Annotated in this window: 16 protein-coding genes; 7 read left to right on the top strand and 9 right to left on the bottom strand. The window is 71.4% G+C overall.

The annotated features are described in order from the left end of the window. Positions 1–969 carry a COX15/CtaA family protein gene (locus ACWEPF_RS03795; protein WP_345280644.1) on the top strand — a complete coding sequence of 323 codons (969 nt, stop codon included), beginning with the start codon at positions 1–3 and terminating at the stop codon, positions 967–969. A gap of 55 nt (positions 970–1,024) precedes the next feature. Here the strand turns inward: ACWEPF_RS03795 and ACWEPF_RS03790 are convergent, their stop codons facing one another. Then, positions 1,025–1,363, bottom strand: coding sequence for a hypothetical protein (locus tag ACWEPF_RS03790; RefSeq protein ID WP_345280642.1), 339 nt, complete (start codon positions 1,361–1,363; stop codon positions 1,025–1,027). Between the two features lie 88 nt (positions 1,364–1,451). Between ACWEPF_RS03790 and ACWEPF_RS03785 the strand changes: the two genes are divergently transcribed. Next, positions 1,452–2,093, top strand: a complete 642-nt coding sequence (locus ACWEPF_RS03785) for a DUF2461 domain-containing protein (protein WP_449796485.1) — start codon at positions 1,452–1,454, stop codon at positions 2,091–2,093. Between the two features lie 257 nt (positions 2,094–2,350). On the opposite strand, the gene ACWEPF_RS03780 is transcribed toward ACWEPF_RS03785, so the two are convergent. After that, positions 2,351–3,292, bottom strand: coding sequence for a heme o synthase (locus ACWEPF_RS03780; RefSeq protein WP_452171277.1), 942 nt, complete (start codon positions 3,290–3,292; stop codon positions 2,351–2,353). Positions 3,293–3,737: 445 nt separating this feature from the next. Here ACWEPF_RS03780 and tkt point away from each other — a divergent pair, with 445 nt between their 5' ends. From tkt to pgl, 5 genes are all read left to right on the top strand, one after another. Further along, positions 3,738–5,834 (top strand): transketolase, encoded by a 2,097-nt coding sequence (tkt, locus tag ACWEPF_RS03775; RefSeq protein WP_452171276.1) that lies wholly within the window; start codon positions 3,738–3,740, stop codon positions 5,832–5,834. A gap of 78 nt (positions 5,835–5,912) precedes the next feature. Further along, on the top strand, positions 5,913–7,028 hold the full coding sequence (tal, locus tag ACWEPF_RS03770) for a transaldolase (RefSeq protein ID WP_345280634.1): 1,116 nt from the start codon (positions 5,913–5,915) through the stop codon (positions 7,026–7,028). A gap of 66 nt (positions 7,029–7,094) precedes the next feature. Further along, the gene (gene zwf / locus ACWEPF_RS03765) at positions 7,095–8,654 is read left to right on the top strand and encodes a glucose-6-phosphate dehydrogenase (RefSeq protein ID WP_380149100.1); all 1,560 of its coding nucleotides are present in this window, start codon (positions 7,095–7,097) and stop codon (positions 8,652–8,654) included. After that, a complete protein-coding gene (gene opcA / locus ACWEPF_RS03760) occupies positions 8,651–9,793 on the top strand; it encodes a glucose-6-phosphate dehydrogenase assembly protein OpcA (protein WP_452171275.1) in 1,143 nt (380 codons plus the stop codon). Before zwf ends, opcA begins: the two co-directional genes overlap by 4 nt. After that, on the top strand, positions 9,790–10,572 hold the full coding sequence (gene pgl / locus ACWEPF_RS03755; protein WP_452171274.1) for a 6-phosphogluconolactonase: 783 nt from the start codon (positions 9,790–9,792) through the stop codon (positions 10,570–10,572). Before opcA ends, pgl begins: the two co-directional genes overlap by 4 nt. Positions 10,573–10,648: 76 nt before the next feature. Here pgl and ACWEPF_RS03750 read toward each other — a convergent pair whose 3' ends face one another. The 7 genes from ACWEPF_RS03750 to ACWEPF_RS03720 form a co-directional block, all read right to left on the bottom strand. Further along, complete coding sequence (locus ACWEPF_RS03750) at positions 10,649–10,984, bottom strand: RNA polymerase-binding protein RbpA (RefSeq protein WP_082598926.1); 336 nt, start codon at positions 10,982–10,984, stop codon at positions 10,649–10,651. A gap of 220 nt (positions 10,985–11,204) precedes the next feature. Further along, positions 11,205–11,441 (bottom strand): preprotein translocase subunit SecG, encoded by a 237-nt coding sequence (secG, locus tag ACWEPF_RS03745; protein WP_345288657.1) that lies wholly within the window; start codon positions 11,439–11,441, stop codon positions 11,205–11,207. A gap of 87 nt (positions 11,442–11,528) precedes the next feature. After that, positions 11,529–12,314, bottom strand: coding sequence for a triose-phosphate isomerase (gene tpiA / locus ACWEPF_RS03740; RefSeq protein WP_452171273.1), 786 nt, complete (start codon positions 12,312–12,314; stop codon positions 11,529–11,531). Between the two features lie 3 nt (positions 12,315–12,317). Continuing rightward, on the bottom strand, positions 12,318–13,523 hold the full coding sequence (locus tag ACWEPF_RS03735) for a phosphoglycerate kinase (RefSeq protein ID WP_452171272.1): 1,206 nt from the start codon (positions 13,521–13,523) through the stop codon (positions 12,318–12,320). 157 nt (positions 13,524–13,680) lie between these two features. After that, positions 13,681–14,685 (bottom strand): type I glyceraldehyde-3-phosphate dehydrogenase, encoded by a 1,005-nt coding sequence (gap, locus tag ACWEPF_RS03730; RefSeq protein ID WP_345288654.1) that lies wholly within the window; start codon positions 14,683–14,685, stop codon positions 13,681–13,683. A 301-nt stretch (positions 14,686–14,986) separates the two neighbouring features. Beyond that, positions 14,987–15,967 carry a DNA-binding protein WhiA gene (gene whiA / locus ACWEPF_RS03725; protein WP_345288653.1) on the bottom strand — a complete coding sequence of 327 codons (981 nt, stop codon included), beginning with the start codon at positions 15,965–15,967 and terminating at the stop codon, positions 14,987–14,989. Next, positions 15,958–17,019: a gluconeogenesis factor YvcK family protein gene (locus ACWEPF_RS03720; protein ID WP_380148997.1), complete on the bottom strand. Its 1,062-nt coding sequence runs from the start codon at positions 17,017–17,019 to the stop codon at positions 15,958–15,960. Before ACWEPF_RS03720 ends, whiA begins: the two co-directional genes overlap by 10 nt. Between the last annotated feature and the right edge of the window lie 54 nt (positions 17,020–17,073).

Below are 17,073 nucleotides of genomic sequence, written 5' to 3'. Positions count from 1 at the left end.
GTGCGTACCCCCTCCTCCTTGCTCGCCGAGCGCTGGCACCCGACCGCCGAGACCGTCCGCCGGGCCGCGCTGGCCGCGCTGGTGATGAGCGTGGTCATCGTGGTGACCGGCGGCGCCGTCCGGCTCACCGCCTCCGGGCTGGGCTGCTCGACCTGGCCGCGCTGCACCGCCGAGAGCCTGACCCCGACCGCCGAGATGGGCGTGCACGGGGTCATCGAGTTCACCAACCGGATGCTCACCTACGTGCTCTGCGCGGCGGTCGCCTGGGTCACCCTGGCGGGGCGGTGCACCGAGCCCTGGCGGCGGAGCGTCAGCCGGCTGGGCTGGGCCCAGTTCTGGCTGGTGATGAGCAACGCCGTGCTCGGCGGCATCACCGTGCTGACCGGCCTCAACCCCTACATCGTCGGCGCCCACCTGATCGCCGCGATGGGCCTGGTCTGGGTCGCGGTGCTGACCTGGGAGCGGGCCAAGGAGGGTGACGGGGAGCCCGAGCCGCTGGTGCCCCGCCCCGTCCGGCAGCTGGCCGACGTGCTGGTGGTGGCGATGGGCCTGCTGGTGGTGGCCGGGACCCTGGTCACCGGCGCGGGCCACCACCCCGGCGCCTCCAGCTCGGACGGCAAGCCGGTCGCCCGGATCCCGGTGGACTACGACCGGCTCGCCCAGCTGCACACCGACTTCGTCTTCCTGGCCCTCGGCCTGACCGTCGCGGTGATCTTCACGCTGGCCGCCGTCAAGGCTCCGAAGGCCGCCCGCCGCCGGGCCGTCGAGCTGCTGGTGCTGCTGCTCGCCCAGGGCCTGATCGGGTTCGTCCAGTACTTCACCGACGCTCCGGAGATCCTGGTCGGCCTGCACATGCTCGGCGCCGCCCTGGTCTGGATCGCCGCCCTGCGGGTGCCGCTCTCGCTGCGCCACCGCCCGGTGGTGGCCGCGCCCGTGCCGGTGCCCGCCCAGGCCCTGCAGGACGCCTGACGGTACGACGAAGGCCCGGACCCACCCTGGGTCCGGGCCTTCGTCGTACGGTCCGTCAGCCGCCCAGCTGGAGGCCCGCCATGCGCTTCCACTCGTAGCCGCTCGTGCGCACCTTGAGGGCCAGCTCGCCCTCGAAGTCCTCGTGCAGCTTCACGCCGGCCAGCTCGGCGGCGCGCAGGCCGACGGCCTGGCTGGGCGCGACCTGGTCGCCCCAGGAGCCGTCCGCGCCGACCAGCACGATCCGGGTGGCGATGCCGCTGACGTGCTCGACCACGCCCTCGACGGAGCCGCCGTGCTGCTTGGCGAAGCTCTGGATGTTCTTGGCGATGCGCTTGGCACGGCGCTCGGCGCGGGCGTCCGGCGCGGCGGTGGTGGCGGTCTCTGCGCTGCTCATGGACCGCATGCTACCGACGGGTAGTCGGTCTGGCGACGGGATCGGCGTGTGCGGCCCAACACATCGGCGGAGTGCATAGGCTGGCCGGGTGACCTTCCAAGGCTGGCCCGCCGAGGCCTTCGAGTTCTTCGAGCAGCTGGAGACCGACAACTCCAAGCCGTTCTGGCAGGCCCACAAGGCCCGCTACGAGCAGGACGTCCGCGCGCCGATGCTCGCCCTGCTGGACGCGCTGGAGCCCGAGTTCGGGCCCGGCAAGGTGTTCCGGCCGTTCCGGGACGTGCGCTTCAGCAAGGACAAGACCCCGTACAAGACCCACATCGGGGCCTGGCTGGACAGCGGGGGCTACATCCAGCTCTCCGCCGACCACCTGGCCTGCGGCAACGGCATGTACCGACTGGCCACCGACCAACTCGCCCGCTACCGGGCCGCGGTGGCCGAGGACGTGACCGGCGCCGAGCTGGAGCGGGTGATCGCGGCGGTCGAGGCCGGGGGCCTCGCGGTGCACGGGCAGGAGCCGCTGAGGACCACCCCGCGCGGCTTCACCAAGGACCACCCGCGGATCGGACTGCTGCGCAACAAGGGCCTGGTCGCCTGGCAGGAGTGGGAGCCCGCCGCCTGGATGGGCACCCCGGAGGCGGCGGAGACGATCGCCGGGTTCATCCGCGACTCCCAGCCCCTGATGGCCTGGCTCGACGACCACGTCGGCCCCAGCGAACTCCCCGCCCGCTGACCCGCCTCCGGCGGGGGTCCCCCGAGGGCGAGTCAGGCACCAAGCCCGCCCGGGGGGGCCTCCGTCACGAGGAGCCCCGGCCGACGACCTGTGCCGGCTCCTCCCCACCCCCCGAAAACGCCGAAAGCCCCCCGCAGGGGGCCTCCGCCGTGACGTCACGTCAGCCGATGAACGGGTCCACCGCAACGACCAACGACCCACCCCACCCCCGAAAACGCCGAAAGCCCCCCGCAGGGGGCCTCCGCCGTGACGTCACGTCAGCCGATGAACGGGTCCACCGCGATGACCACGAACAGCAGGGTCAGGTAGGTGATCGACCAGTGGAACAGCCGCATCTCCTTCAGCTTCGCCCCGACCACCCCGGCCTTGGCCCGGGCGTGCAGCCCGTGCGCCTCCTTCAGCCAGAAGGCACCGAGCACCGCCGCCGAGACGGGGTACAGCCAGCTGGTGTGCGCCAGCGGCCAGAGCAGCATCGACACGGCGACCATCACCCAGGAGTAGGCGACGATCTGACGGGCCACCGCGAGGTTGCCCTTGAGCACCGGCAGCATCGGCACGCCGGCCTTGGCGTAGTCGTCCCGGACCTTCATCGACAGCGGCCAGTAGTGCGGCGGCGTCCAGAAGAAGATGACCAGGAAGAGCACCAGCGCCGACCAGGACAGCGAGTTGGTCACCGCCGCCCAGCCGACGAAGACCGGCATGCAGCCGGCGATGCCGCCCCAGACGATGTTCTGCGCGGTTCGCCGCTTCAGGCCCAGCGTGTAGACGAAGACGTAGAAGAGGAGCGCGGCCAGCGCCAGCCCGGAGGCCAGCGGGTTGACCAGCAGCCAGAGCCAGGCCGTCGACAGGACGGCCAGCGAGATGCCGAAGACCAGCGCCTCGCGCGGCGAGACCATGCCGGTCACCAGCGGGCGGCGCTCGGTCCGGGACATCACGGCGTCGATGTCGCGGTCGATGTACATGTTGAGCGCGTTGGCGCCGCCGGCGGAGAGGTACCCGCCGACCACCACCCAGACGACCAGCAGTGGGTCGGGCACTCCGCGCTGGGCCAGGAACATCACCGGCACGGTGGTGATCAGCAGCAGTTCGATGATCCGGGGCTTCGTCAGCGCGACGAACGCCCCGACGCGGGCCCCGAACGGCCTGCGGGCAGGGGAAGTCCCCAGCACCCCGGCAGGACGGGATTCAACGGCGGTCACGGACACCCCAACTCACGGTGAATCTTCACAGGCGTCCCCGGAACCAGAACGTGCCGAATCCGTCCGCACTGCGCGTACCACGCCACCTTAGACGCTCCATATACCGGGACCGGCGCCGGGGTCCTCCGGCGAGGCGGAACCGCACACCGCCGGGTGAATCGTGGCAAAGCGGCCGCGTCCCCCGTCCTGCTCACCTGACGGGCCGTCGGACGGGTTCCGCGTGAGGCTGGGAGGTGAGCAGGTGACACGGTCCACCGGAATACCGGGAGGTACGTCCGGGATGTCCTGCCACGCAGGGTGAAGGCCCGCCCGGGCGGTAGGCTCGCACAGAGAAGCGGGATCAACCCTCCGTGACCGGAACCAACGAGACGTCAGGTCCACAGTGCCGTGGCCGGCCCGGTCCATCACGGGGTCACTCTTCATATGGAAGGAGCCCTGAGAAAGGGTGAGCACCACGCCGAACGCATTCGAGTGGACCGAGCTGGACCAGCGGACCGTCGACACCGCCCGTGTCCTGGCCATGGACGCCGTCCAGAAGGTCGGCAACGGACACCCGGGGACGGCCATGTCGCTGGCCCCCGCCGCGTACGTGATCTTCCAGCGCTTCCTGCGCCACGACCCGACCGACCCCGCGTGGGCCGGCCGTGACCGCTTCGTCCTCTCCCCCGGCCACACCTCGCTGACGCTCTACACCCAGCTCTACCTGTCGGGTTACGGGCTCTCGCTGGACGACCTGAAGGCCTTCCGCGTCGCGGGCAGCCGCACCCCGGGCCACCCGGAGCACGGCCACACCGCCGGGGTCGAGACCACCACCGGCCCGCTGGGCCAGGGCATCGCCAACGCGGTGGGCATGGCGATGGCCGCCCGCTACGAGCGCGGCCTGTTCGACCCGGAGGCGGCCGCCGGCACCTCCCCGTTCGACCACACCGTCTGGGCCATCGTCAGCGACGGCGACCTGGAGGAGGGCATCTCGGCCGAGGCGTCCTCGCTGGCCGGCCACCAGAAGCTGGGCAACCTGGTCGCGCTGTACGACGACAACCACATCTCGATCGAGGGCGACACCGAGACCGCCTTCTCCGAGGACGTGCTCGGCCGCTACGAGGCGTACGGCTGGCACGTGCAGCGGATCACCCAGAAGGCCGACGGCGACGTGGACGTCCACGCGCTGGCCGCCGCGCTGGCCGCCGCGAAGGCCGAGACCGCCCGTCCGTCGATCATCGCGATGCGCACCATCATCGCCTGGCCGGCCCCGGACGCCCAGAACACCGCCAAGGCGCACGGCTCCGCGCTCGGCGAGGCCGAGATCGCCGCCACCAAGAAGGTGCTGGGCTTCGACCCGACCAAGACCTTCGAGGTCTCGGAGGCGGTCATCGACCACGCCCGCGAGGTCGTCCAGCGCGGCAAGGCCGGCCGGGCCGAGTGGGAGAAGGGCTTCCACGCCTGGCGCGAGGCCAACCCGGAGCGGGCCGCCGAGTTCGACCGGATCTCCGCCGGCGAGCTGCCGGACGGCTGGGAGAAGGCCGTCCCGGTCTTCGAGTCCGGCAAGGAGGTCGCCACCCGCAAGGCCTCCGGCGACACCCTGAAGGCGCTCGGCGCGGTCATCCCCGAGCTCTGGGGCGGTTCGGCCGACCTGGCCGAGTCCAACCTGACCACGATCGACGAGCACAGCTCCTTCCTGCCGGAGGGGAACCCGCTCAAGTCGGCCTCCCCGTACGGCCGGACGATCCACTTCGGCATCCGCGAGCACGCCATGGGCTCGACCATGAACGGCATCGCGCTGCACGGGAGGACCCGTGTCTTCGGCGGCACCTTCCTGGTCTTCGCCGACTACATGCGCCCGGCGGTCCGCCTCGCCGCGCTGATGAAGCTGCCGGTCACCTACGTCTGGACGCACGACTCGATCGGCCTCGGCGAGGACGGCCCGACCCACCAGCCGGTGGAGCACCTGGCCTCCCTGCGCGCGATCCCGGGCCTGGCCATGGTCCGCCCGGCCGACGCCAACGAGACCGCCGTCGCCTGGCGCACCGTGCTGGAGCGGCAGACCAGCCACCCCGGCCCGGTCGGCCTGGCGCTGACCCGCCAGAACGTGCCCACCTGGGACCGCGAGGTCTTCGGCTCCGCCGAGGGCACCGCCAAGGGCGGCTACGTGCTGGCCGAGGCCTCCGACGCCGCGCCCAAGGTGATCCTGATCGGCACCGGCTCCGAGGTGCAGCTGGCCGTCCAGGCCCGCGAGGAGCTGGAGGCCGACGGCATCCCGACCCGGGTCGTCTCGATGCCCTCGATCGAGTGGTTCAACGAGCAGGACCAGGCCTACCGGGACAGCGTGCTGCCCCCGAACGTGAAGGCCCGGGTCTCGGTCGAGGCGGGCATCGCCCAGGGCTGGCGCGAGCTGGTCGGCGACGCCGGCCGGATCGTCAGCCTGGAGCACTTCGGCGCCTCCGCCGACTACAAGGTCCTCTTCCGCGAGTTCGGCCTGACCGCCGACGCCGTGGCCAACGCCGCCCGCGCCTCGCTGCGCACCGTCGAGGCCGTCTCGCGCTAGTCGCACCCGGGGTGGGTGCCCTCCGCGGGCACCCACCCCTCCCTGACTTCTCATCAGAACAAAAGAGGAATGAGCACCATGACTGACGCACTGAAGCGCCTCAGCGACGAGGGCGTGGCGATCTGGCTGGACGACCTCAGCCGTGACCGGCTGAACTCCGGGAACCTGGCCGAGCTGGTGCAGAGCAAGCACGTGGTCGGCGTCACCACCAACCCGACCATCTTCCAGAAGGCCATCGGCGGCGGCAGCGACGCCTACGCCGGCCAGCTGCGCGACCTGGCGGTCCGCAAGGTCACCACCGACGAGGCGATCCGCATGATCACCACCTCGGACGTGCGCGACGCGGCCGACGTGCTGCGCCCGGTCTACGACGCCAGCAACGGCCGCGACGGCCGGGTCTCCATCGAGGTCGACCCGCGGCTGGCGCACGAGACCGCCGCGACGGTGGCCGAGGCCAAGCAGCTGTGGTGGCTGGTCGACCGCCCCAACGTGCTGATCAAGATCCCCGCCACCAAGGCCGGCCTGCCCGCCATCACCGAGGTCCTCGGCAAGGGCATCAGCGTGAACGTCACGCTGATCTTCTCGCTGGAGCGCTACCGCGCCGTGATGGACGCCTACCTGGCGGGTCTGGAGAAGGCCAAGGCCACCGGCCTGGACCTGTCCCAGATCGAGTCCGTCGCCTCCTTCTTCGTGTCCCGCGTGGACACCGAGATCGACAAGCGCCTGGACAAGATCGGCGGCGAGGCCAAGGACCTGCGCTCCAAGGCCGCGCTGGCCAACGCCCGCCTCGCCTACCAGGCGTACGAGGAGGTCTTCGGCAGCGAGCGCTGGAAGGCGCTGGAGGCGGCCGGTGCCAAGCCGCAGCGTCCGCTCTGGGCCTCCACCGGCGTCAAGGACCCGAACCTCCCGGACACCCTGTACGTCACCGAACTGGTGGCGCCGGGCACCGTCAACACCATGCCCGAGGCCACCCTGGACGCCACCGGCGACCACGGCGTGGTCACCGGCGACACCATCACCCCCAACTACGCCGACGCCAAGGCCGTGATGGACGCCATCGCCGCCGCCGGCGTGGACTACGACGACGTGGTCCAGGTGTTGGAGGACGAGGGCGTGCAGAAGTTCGAGCAGTCCTGGACCGAGCTGCTGGACACCGTCACCGCCTCGCTGGCGTCCTTCGCCGACGAGCACTGACACCCGCTCACACCGACGTTCACGAAGCGGAGTTCACCACCAGTGAGCACTGAAACCTTCCCCGACCTGTCCGGGGCCGAGGGCGAGCAGGGCGAACCCCCGCTCGCGCCCTCGAATCCGCTGCGTGACCCCGCAGACCGACGGCTCCCGCGCATCGCGGGCCCGTCGGGCCTGGTCATCTTCGGGGTCACCGGCGACCTGTCGCGCAAGAAGCTGATGCCGGCCATCTACGACCTGGCCAACCGCGGCCTGCTGCCGCCGGGCTTCTCGCTCGTCGGCTTCGCCCGCCGCGAGTGGGAGGACGAGGACTTCGCCAAGGAGGTCCACGACGCGGTCAAGCAGCACGCCCGCACCCCCTTCCGCGAGGAGGTCTGGCAGCAGCTGGCCAAGGGCATGCGCTTCGTGCAGGGCACCTTCGACGACGACGAGGCGTTCGAGCACCTGCGCAAGACGATCATCGAGCTGGACGAGGCACAGGGCACCGGGGGCAACTTCGCCTTCTACCTGTCCGTCCCGCCCGGCGCCTTCCCGATCGTGGTCAAGCAGCTCAAGAAGCACGGGCTGGCCGACCCGCCGAAGGGCTCCTGGCGCCGTGCGGTGATCGAGAAGCCGTTCGGCCACGACCTGGCGAGCGCCCAGGAGTTGAACCGGATCGTCCACGAGGTCTTCCCCCGTGACGAGGTCTTCCGGATCGACCACTACCTCGGCAAGGAGACCGTCCAGAACATCCTGGCGCTCCGCTTCGCCAACTCGATGTTCGAGCCGATCTGGAACCGGTCCTACGTGGACCACGTGCAGATCACCATGGCCGAGGACATCGGCATCGGCGGCCGGGCCGGGTACTACGACGGCATCGGCTCGGCCCGCGACGTCATCCAGAACCACCTGCTCCAGCTGATGGCGCTCACCGCCATCGAGGAGCCGGCCTCCTTCCACCCCAAGGCCCTGGTGGCCGAGAAGCTCAAGGTGCTCAGCGCCGTCAAGCTCCCGGCCGACCTGGGCAAGCACACCGTCCGCGGCCAGTACGCAGCCGGCTGGCAGGGCGGCGAGGAGGTGGTCGGCTACCTGGACGAGGACGGCATCAACCCCGAGTCCAAGACCGACACCTACGCCGCCATCAAGCTGGAGATCAACAACCGCCGCTGGGCCGGGGTGCCGTTCTACCTGCGCACCGGCAAGCGGCTCGGCCGCCGGGTCACCGAGATCGCGGTGGTCTTCCAGCGCGCCCCGTACCTGCCGTTCGACTCCTACGCGACCGAGGAGCTGGGGCAGAACGCCCTGGTCATCCGGGTCCAGCCGGACGAGGGCGTCACCGTGCGGTTCGGTTCCAAGGTGCCGGGCACCTCCTTCGAGGTCCGCGACGTCACGATGGACTTCGCCTACGGCGAGTCCTTCACCGAGTCCAGCCCGGAGGCGTACGAGCGGCTCATCCTGGACGTGCTGCTCGGCGACGCCAACCTGTTCCCGCGCCACCAGGAGGTCGAGCTCTCCTGGCAGATCCTCGACCCGATCGAGCAGTACTGGGACACCCACGGCAAGCCCGCCCAGTACTCCTCCGGCACCTGGGGCCCCGCCGAGGCGGACGAGATGCTCGCACGAGACGGCAGGAGCTGGCGCCGGCCATGAAGACCGACCTCACCAACACCACCTCCAGCAAGATCAACGCGGCCCTGATGGACGCCCGCCGGGACAGCGGCTCCACCGCGGCCGGCATGGTCCTCACGCTGGTGATCGTCACCGACGAGGGCAGCGCGTACGACGCCCTCAAGGCCGCCAACGACGCCTCGCGCGAGCACCCCTCGCGCACCCTGGCCGTCATCAAGCGGGCCGGCCGCTCCCCGCGCGCCCGGGCCGAGACCCGGCTGGACGCCGAGATCCTGGTCGGCTCCGACGCGGGCTCGGGCGAGACCGTCATCCTCCGGATGCACGGCGAACTCGCCTCGCACGCCCAGTCGGTGGTCCTCCCGCTGCTGCTGCCGGACGCCCCCGTGGTGGTCTGGTGGCCGGAGAACGCCCCGCTGCACCCCGCCCAGGACCCGCTCGGCGCGCTGGCCCAGCGTCGGATCACCGACGCCGTCACCGCCGAGTCCCCGGTCGGCCAGCTGGCCCAGCGGGCCGCCAGCTACACCCCCGGCGACACCGACCTGGCCTGGACCCGGATCACCGGCTGGCGCTCCATGCTGGCCGCCGCGCTGGACCAGCGCCCGGTGACGATCACCTCCGCGGTGGTCGAGGGCGAGTCGTACAACCCGAGCGTCGAGCTGCTCGGCCTCTGGCTGACGACCCGTCTGCGGGTGCCGGTGGAGCGGGTGGTGACGGCCGGTCCGGGCATCACCTCGGTGACCCTGCGGACCGAGGACGGCGACATCGTCCTGGACCGCCCGGACGGCCTGATGGGCACCCTGTCGATGCCCGGTGCGCCGGACCGTCAGGTCGCCCTGAAGCGGCGGGAGACGGCCGAGCTGATCGCCGAGGAGCTGCGCCGGCTCGACCCGGACGACATCTACGCGGCCGCCGTGAAGACGCCGATCGAGCGCCTCAAGGAGCCCAGGTCGGAGCAGGTGACGGCTGCTCCGGTGGTCGAGGCCGCCGTCGCCGCCCCGCCCCGGGTCACCGCCCGGGTCGAGGAGGAGGAGGCACCGGCCGCGACGGCTCCCGCGAAGAAGGCGCCGGCCGCGAAGAAGGCCACCGCCAAGAAGGCCGCCCCGGCCAAGAAGGCGGCACCGGCCAAGAAGACCGCCACCCGGAAGAAGGCCGGCTCGTGAGCACGGCCGCCACTCCCCAACTGGTGGTCCACGGCGACAAGGAGCTGATGGCGCAGGCGGCCGCGGCCCGGTTGATCACCCGGATCGTGGACGCCCAGGCCGCCCGCGGCACCGCCTCGGTGGTGCTCACCGGCGGCCGCAACGGCAACGCGCTGCTGGCCGCCATCGCCGCGTCCCCGGCCCGGGACGCGGTGGACTGGGCCCGGCTGGACATCTGGTGGGGCGACGAGCGCTACCTCCCCGCCGGGGATCCGGAGCGCAACGCCACCCAGGCCCGGACCGAGCTGCTCGACGCGCTGCCGCTCGACCCGGCCCGGGTGCACGAGATGCCCGCCTCGGACGGCCCGGACGGCTCGGACGTGGAGTCCGCCGCCGCCCGGTACGCCGAGGAGTTGGCGAAGTCCGCCGGCCGCGGCGAGGTGCCCGAGTTCGACGTGCTGCTGCTCGGCGTCGGCCCGGACACCCACGTCGCCTCGCTCTTCCCCGAGCACCCCGGTGTGCGGGAGACCGAGCTGACCGTGGTCGGGGTCCGGGGCGCGCCCAAGCCCCCGCCCACCCGGGTCTCGCTGACCCTGCCCGCCATCCGCTCGGCCCGCGAGGTCTGGCTGCTGGCGGCCGGCGAGGACAAGGCCGGCGCGGTCGCGCTGGCCCTCTCCGGGCCGGGCGAGCTGCTGGCCCCGGCCTCGGCCGCCCAGGGCACCGTCCGCACCCTCTGGCTGCTGGACAGGGCGGCCGCGGCGAAGATCCCGCCGCAGCTGTACCCGCCCGCCTCGGCCTGACCCCGGGCAAGCGTCAGGGCCCGGTCTCCTCGTGGAGGCCGGGCCCTGCTGCGTGCCTGCTGTGGTCGACGCTCGTTCAGATCTCGCCGCGGAGCTTGGCCAGCGCCTCGGCGAGGATCGCCTCGCCGTCGGCGTCGGTGCGACGCTCGCGGACGTAGGCGAGGTGGGTCTTGTAGGGCTCGTTGCGCGAGGGCGCCGGCGGGTTGTGCTCGTCCTGGCCGGCCGGGAAGCCGCAGCGGGGGCAGTCCCAGGTGTCCGGGATGACCGCCTCCGCAGCGAAGCTCGGCTTGGTCTCGTGCTTGTTCGCACACCAGAAGGAGATCCGGTTGCGGGGGGCGGACTCGCCGCGCTCCGCCTCGCCCATCGGGCCGGCACCGACTCTGCTGCCACGGATGGCGTTGCCACTTGCCACGGTCTGACTCCCTGCGAAGGCTTACTGGTGCGTTGCGATCTCGGCCGCTGCCCGGGAAAGGGGCTGGAACGCCCACGCCCGGTGGCGAAGTCGTCCTAGTGTAAGCAGCGGTTAAGGATCTGTCCGCACCACTCCCGGCACTTCACCGCTTTCGAGCATAAGCCGCGATGCGACGCCGCGTCAGGAGTCCGGCAGTACCCGCGGGACCCGAAGTGTGGTGTCAGCCCTTGTACTTGAGCACCAGGCCGAGCACCACGATGCTGGCGAACCAGCCGATGCCGACGATGATGGTGATCCGGTCGAGGTTGCGCTCGGCGACCGCCGAACCGCCACCGGTGGACATCGCGCCACCACCGAACATGTCGGAGAGACCGCCGCCCTTGCCCTTGTGCAGCAGCACCAGGAGGACCATCAGCAGGCTGAAGACGATCAGGGCAATCGTGAACCCGAGAACCACAGCGGGACCAATCTCTCGTATCTTCGGCGAAGGGGCCGGGCCGCTGACGGCGGTCCCGGCCCCAAAGCCTACGTTGCTGGAGCGGCGTTAGCCTACTGCCTGCTCACGGTAGCGCACGATCTTGACGAACTCGTCGGCGTCCAGCGAGGCACCGCCGATCAGCGCACCGTCCACGTCGGGCTTGGCCATCAGGCCGGCCGCGCTCGAGGACTTGACCGAACCGCCGTACAGCACGCGGACCTTGTCGGCCAGCTCGGCCGAGTACAGCTCGCCCAGGCGGACCCGGATCGCGGCGCAGACCTCCTGCGCGTCCTCCGGGGTGGCCACCTCGCCGGTGCCGATCGCCCAGACCGGCTCGTACGCGACCACGATCGACTCGGCGTCGGAGGCCGGGACGCCGTCCAGCGCACCGTCCAGCTGGGCCAGGGTGTACTCGACGTGGGTGCCGGCCTTGCGGATGTCCAGCGGCTCGCCGACGCACAGGATCGGGGTGACCCCGTTCCGGTAGGCGGCCTTGACCTTGGCGTTGACGATCTCCTCGTTCTCGCCGTGGTACTGGCGGCGCTCCGAGTGGCCGATGGCCACGAAGGCGCACTTGAGCTTGGAGAGCATCGGGCCGGAGATCTCACCGGTGTAGGCACCGGAGTCGTGCGCCGAGAGGTCCTGGGCGCCGTACTTGAGCTTCAGCTTGTCGCCGTCCACCAGGGTCTGCACGGAGCGCAGGTCGGTGAAGGGGACCAGGACGGCGACCTCGACGGCCTCGTAGTCCTTGTCGGCCAGCGAGAACGCCAGCGCCTGGGTGTGGCGGATGGCCTCGAAGTGGTCGAGGTTCATCTTCCAGTTGCCCGCCATCAGCGGGAGACGGTCCGTCATGTCTCAGTCCTCCAGGGCGGCGAGACCGGGGAGGGTCTTGCCCTCCAGGTACTCGAGGCTGGCGCCACCGCCGGTCGAAATGTGCCCGAACTCGTTCTCGTCGAAGCCCAGGATGCGGACGGCGGCGGCGGAGTCGCCACCACCGACCACGGTGAACGCGTCACTGTCCAGCAGCGCCTGCGCGACGGCCTTGGTGCCCTCGGCGAAGGCCGGGTGCTCGAAGACGCCGACCGGGCCGTTCCAGAACACGGTCTTCGCGTCGGCCAGCTTCTCGGCGAAGAGCCGCTGGGTCTGCGGGCCGATGTCCAGGCCCTCCTTGTCGGCGGGGATCTTGTCCGCGTCGACGATCTCGAAGTCCTCGACCGGGGCGTGGGTCTTGGTGTCCGGGAAGCTGGCGGAGATCGCCACGTCGACCGGGATCACGAACTCGACGCCGGTCTCCTCGCCGCGCTTGAGGTACTCCAGCACGGTGGGGATCTGGTCCTTCTGCAGCAGCGAGATGCCGACCTCGTGGCCCTTGGCCGCGAGGAAGGTGTACGCCATGCCGCCGCCGATCAGGATGCGGTCGGCCTTGCCGAGCAGGTTGTCGATGACGCCGACCTTGTCGGAGACCTTGGAGCCGCCGAGCACCACCACGTACGGGCGCTCCACCTCCTCGGTCAGGCGCTTGAGCACGCCGACCTCGGTGGCGATCAGGTCGCCGACCGCGTGCGGCAGGCGCTTGGGCAGGTCGTACACCGAGGCGTGCTTGCGGTGCACCGCACCGAAGCCGTCGCCCACGTAGAGGTCGGCCAGCGCGGCGAGTTCGTCGGCGAAGGCACCGCGCTCGGCGTCGTCCTTCGCGGTCTCGCCGGCGTTGAAGCGCAGGTTCTCCAGCAGCGTGACCTCGCCGTCGCCCAGGGCGGCGACGGTGGCCTTCGCGCTCTCGCCCACGGTGTCGGCGGCGAAGGACACCGGCCGGCCGAGGATCTCGCCGAGTCGCACGGCGACCGGGGCGAGCGAGAACTGCGGGTCGGGCTCGCCCTTGGGGCGGCCCAGGTGGGAAGCGACGATCACCTTGGCACCGGCCGCGACCAGCTTGGCGATGGTCGGGGCGACGGCGCGGATGCGGCCGTCGTCGGTGATGGCGCCGTTGGACAGCGGCACGTTGAGGTCGGCGCGGACGAACACCCGCTGGCCGTTGACCTGGAGGTCTTCGATCTTCTTCACGGTGGACGGATCTCCTGGGAAGAGGAGGTGGAAGCGGCACGACGGCGGACCGCTCGGCAGTGGCTACCCGGGGGTCCCGACCCGGGTTTGGGACAGAGCAGGGGCCCGAACGCGGGGCGTCCGGGCTCCTGCTCACATCACATCAGCTTCCGCTGGATCAGAGCTGGCCACCGACGAGGGTGGTGAGGTTGACCAGGCGGTTCGAGTAACCCCACTCGTTGTCGTACCAGCCGAAGACCTTGACCTGGTTGCCCTGGACCATGGTCATCAGCGAGTCGAAGATCGTGGAGAACGGCGAGTTCACGATGTCGGAGGAGACGATCGGGTCCTCGGTGTACTGCAGGATGCCCTTGAGGGAGCCCTCGGAGGCCTTCTGGAAGGCCTCGTTGACCTCCGCCACGGTGACCTCGCGCTCGAGGGTCACCACGAGGTCGGTGATCGAGCCGGTCGGGACCGGGACGCGCAGCGAGGTGCCGTCCAGCTTGCCCTTGAGCTCGGGGAGGACCAGGGCGGTGGCCTTGGCGGCGCCCGTCGAGGTCGGGATGATGTTGATGGACGCCGCGCGCGCACGACGCAGGTCCTTGTGCGGGAAGTCCAGCGTCACCTGGTCGTTGGTGAACGCGTGCACCGTGGTCATCAGACCCTTGACGATGCCGAAGTTCTCCTGGAGCACCTTCGCGATCGGCGCCACGCAGTTGGTGGTGCACGAGGCGTTGGAGATCACGGTGTGCTTCGCGGCGTCGTACTTCTCGTCGTTGACGCCCATCACGATGGTGACGTCCTCGTCCGTCGCCGGCGCCGAGATGATGACCTTCTTCGCACCGGCGGTGACGTGCTTCTTCGCAGCGTCCGCCTTGGTGAAGATGCCGGTGGACTCGATGACGATGTCCACGCCCAGCTCGCCCCACGGCAGGTTCGCCGGGTCGCGCTCGGCGATCACCTTGAAGGTGTGGCCGTCGACGGTGATGCTGTCGGCGGTGTGCGACACCTCGGCCTGGAGGGTTCCGAGGATCGAGTCGTACTTGAGGAGGTGCGCCAGGGTCTTGGTGTCGGTCAGGTCGTTCACGCCGACGATCTCGATGTCCGCGCCCTGGGACTTAACCGCGCGGAAGAAGTTACGGCCAATGCGGCCGAATCCATTGATGCCTACCCGGATCGTCACGAACCGATCTCCTTAGTGGGTACGTCGGTTGCCCGACGCGATGGAAATGGGATGTCCCCGACCACCTATGACCCTACCCCTCCGGGGCCTGCCTGGGCACATCGCCTCACCGCCGCAGGCCTGCCCTGACGGGCCTCCGGGACCTTGTCAGGGCCTACGTCCCGGCCCCGCAGGGCAGTTGGGCCCGGCCTCCGGGCACCTGACGGGGCGTCGGGTGACACGAAGGCCGGTGTCCACGATGTGGACACCGGCCGTTCGGTGGGTGGGCCCGCTGAGGCTCCGTCAGTTCGTGCCCGACCCGTCAGTTCATCGCCATCTCGTCGGTGAGGCTGGCCTCGGTGCTCGGCAGGCCGAGCTCGGAGGCGCGCTTGTCGGCCATCGCCAGCAGCCGGCGGATCCGGCCGGCCACCGCGTCCTTGGTGAGCGGCGGGTCGGCGAGCGCGCCGAGCTCCTCCAGCGAGGCCTGCTTGTGCTGCATCCGCAGCTGGCCGGCGGCCGCCAGGTGCTCGGGCACCTCCTCGCCGAGGATCTCCAGCGCCCGCTGCACCCGGGCGCCGGCCGCCACCGCGGCCCGGGCCGAGCGGCGCAGGTTGGCGTCGTCGAAGTTGGCCAGCCGGTTGGCGGTGGCGCGCACCTCGCGCCGCATCCGGCGCTCCTCCCAGGCCAGCACCGACTCGTGCGCGCCGAGCCGGGTGAGCAGCGCGCCGATCGCGTCGCCGTCCCGGATCACCACCCGGTCCACCCCGCGCACCTCGCGGGCCTTGGCCGGGATGCCCAGCCGGCGGGCCGCGCCGACCAGGGCCAGCGCCGCCTCGGAACCGGGGCAGGTGATCTCCAGGGAGGAGGAGCGGCCCGGCTCGGTCAGCGAGCCGTGCGCCAGGAAGGCACCGCGCCAGGCCGCCTCCGCGTCACAGGTCGCGCCCGAGACCACCGCCGGGGGGAGACCCCGGATCGGGCGCCCGCGCCCGTCCACCAGCCCGGTCTGCCGGGCCAGCAACTCGCCGTCCTTGACCACCCGCACCACGTACCGGCTGCCGCGGCGCAGCCCGCCGGGGGCCATCACCACCAGGTCCGAGGAGTGTCCGAAGATCTCCAACAGGTCCTTGCGCAGCCTGCGGGCCGCAATGCCGGTGTCCAGCTCCGCCTCGATCACGATCCGGCCGCTCACAATGTGCAGACCGCCCGCGAACCGGAGGATCGCCGAGACCTCTGCCTTGCGGCAGCAGGCCCGGGTGACGGGGAGCCGGCTGATTTCGTCCTTGACCGCTGCCGTCATCGCCATGGGCCGATCCTTCCATGTGTCCGGAAAATCCGGTCGTACGCAGCCGCCAACAGCTCCCGGTCGTGTCGCGGCGTGCCGTCCGCGGCGGCGACCCGGTCGAGCACCAGTGCGGCACCCATCCGTCCGGCGGCCTTCTCCAGTCCGGCCAGGTCCGCCTGGCCGAAGGCGCCACCGGTGACGGCGCGCTCGTCGACAAGGATCGCATCCACCGAGAGCCCCGGAGCGTGGTCGGCGAACACCTCCAGGTGGCGCTGCGGGGTGAAGCCCTCGGTCTCGCCGGGCTGCGGGGCCAGGTTGAGGGTGAGCAGGCGGCGGGCCCGGGTGTCGGCGAGGGCCGCGGCCAGCTCGGGGACCAGCAGGTGCGGCAGCACGCTGGTGAACCAGGAGCCGGGGCCGAGCACCACCCAGTCCGCGTCCAGCACCGCCTTGACCGCCTCCGGGACAGCCGGGGGCTCCTCCGGCAGCAGCCGGATCGACTGCACCGTGCCGGGGGTGACGGCCACGTGGGCCTGGCCGCGGACGGCGGTCAGCTCGGCCGGGCGGGCCGGGTCGTGCCCGCGCACCTCGGCCTCGATGTCCAGCGGCACCGCCGACATCGGCAGCACCCGGCCCTGCACGTTGAGCAGCTTGCCGACCCAGTCCAGGGCGGCCACCGGATCGCCGAGCTTCTCCCAGAGGGCGACGATCAGCAGGTTGCCGACCGCGTGGCCGCCGAGTTCGCCGTCGCCGGTGAAGCGCTGCTGGATCACCTCGGACCAGGTCCGGCCCCACTCGTCGTCCCCGCAGAGCGCGGCCAGCGCCTTGCGCAGATCGCCCGGAGGGAGCACGCCCAGCTCGGCCCGGAGCCGGCCGCTGGAGCCGCCGTCGTCGGCGACGGTGACCACGGCGGTCAGCTCGGTGGTGAGCCGGCGCAGCGCGGAGAGCGAGGCGGACAACCCCTGCCCGCCGCCGAGCGCGGTGATTCTGGGCGCACGCCGCTGCCGCGCCGGTGCCTGCCCCGCCACCGAGTGACCCACCACTGCCACGCCGACCCCAGTCCGTCGTTCCGCCATGCCTGTACGAGCGACAGCGGGGCCGGATCCGTCACTCCCCGGTGGTGGGAACCC

The organism is Kitasatospora sp. NPDC004289, from assembly GCF_053602875.1.
This window is presented reverse-complemented; position numbering and strand designations above follow the sequence as displayed.

What these genes read in the sequence shown, in the direction of transcription:
- whiA (WP_345288653.1), bottom strand. Translation starts at nt 15,967, where the DNA reads ATGGCGATGACGGCAGCGGTCAAGGACGAAATCAGCCGGCTCCCCGTC.
- tal (WP_345280634.1), top strand. Translation starts at nt 5,913, where the DNA reads ATGACTGACGCACTGAAGCGCCTCAGCGACGAGGGCGTGGCGATCTGG.
- ACWEPF_RS03790 (WP_345280642.1), bottom strand. Translation starts at nt 1,363, where the DNA reads ATGAGCAGCGCAGAGACCGCCACCACCGCCGCGCCGGACGCCCGCGCC.
- ACWEPF_RS03720 (WP_380148997.1), bottom strand. Translation starts at nt 17,019, where the DNA reads ATGGCGGAACGACGGACTGGGGTCGGCGTGGCAGTGGTGGGTCACTCG.
- tpiA (WP_452171273.1), bottom strand. Translation starts at nt 12,314, where the DNA reads ATGACGGACCGTCTCCCGCTGATGGCGGGCAACTGGAAGATGAACCTC.
- opcA (WP_452171275.1), top strand. Translation starts at nt 8,651, where the DNA reads ATGAAGACCGACCTCACCAACACCACCTCCAGCAAGATCAACGCGGCC.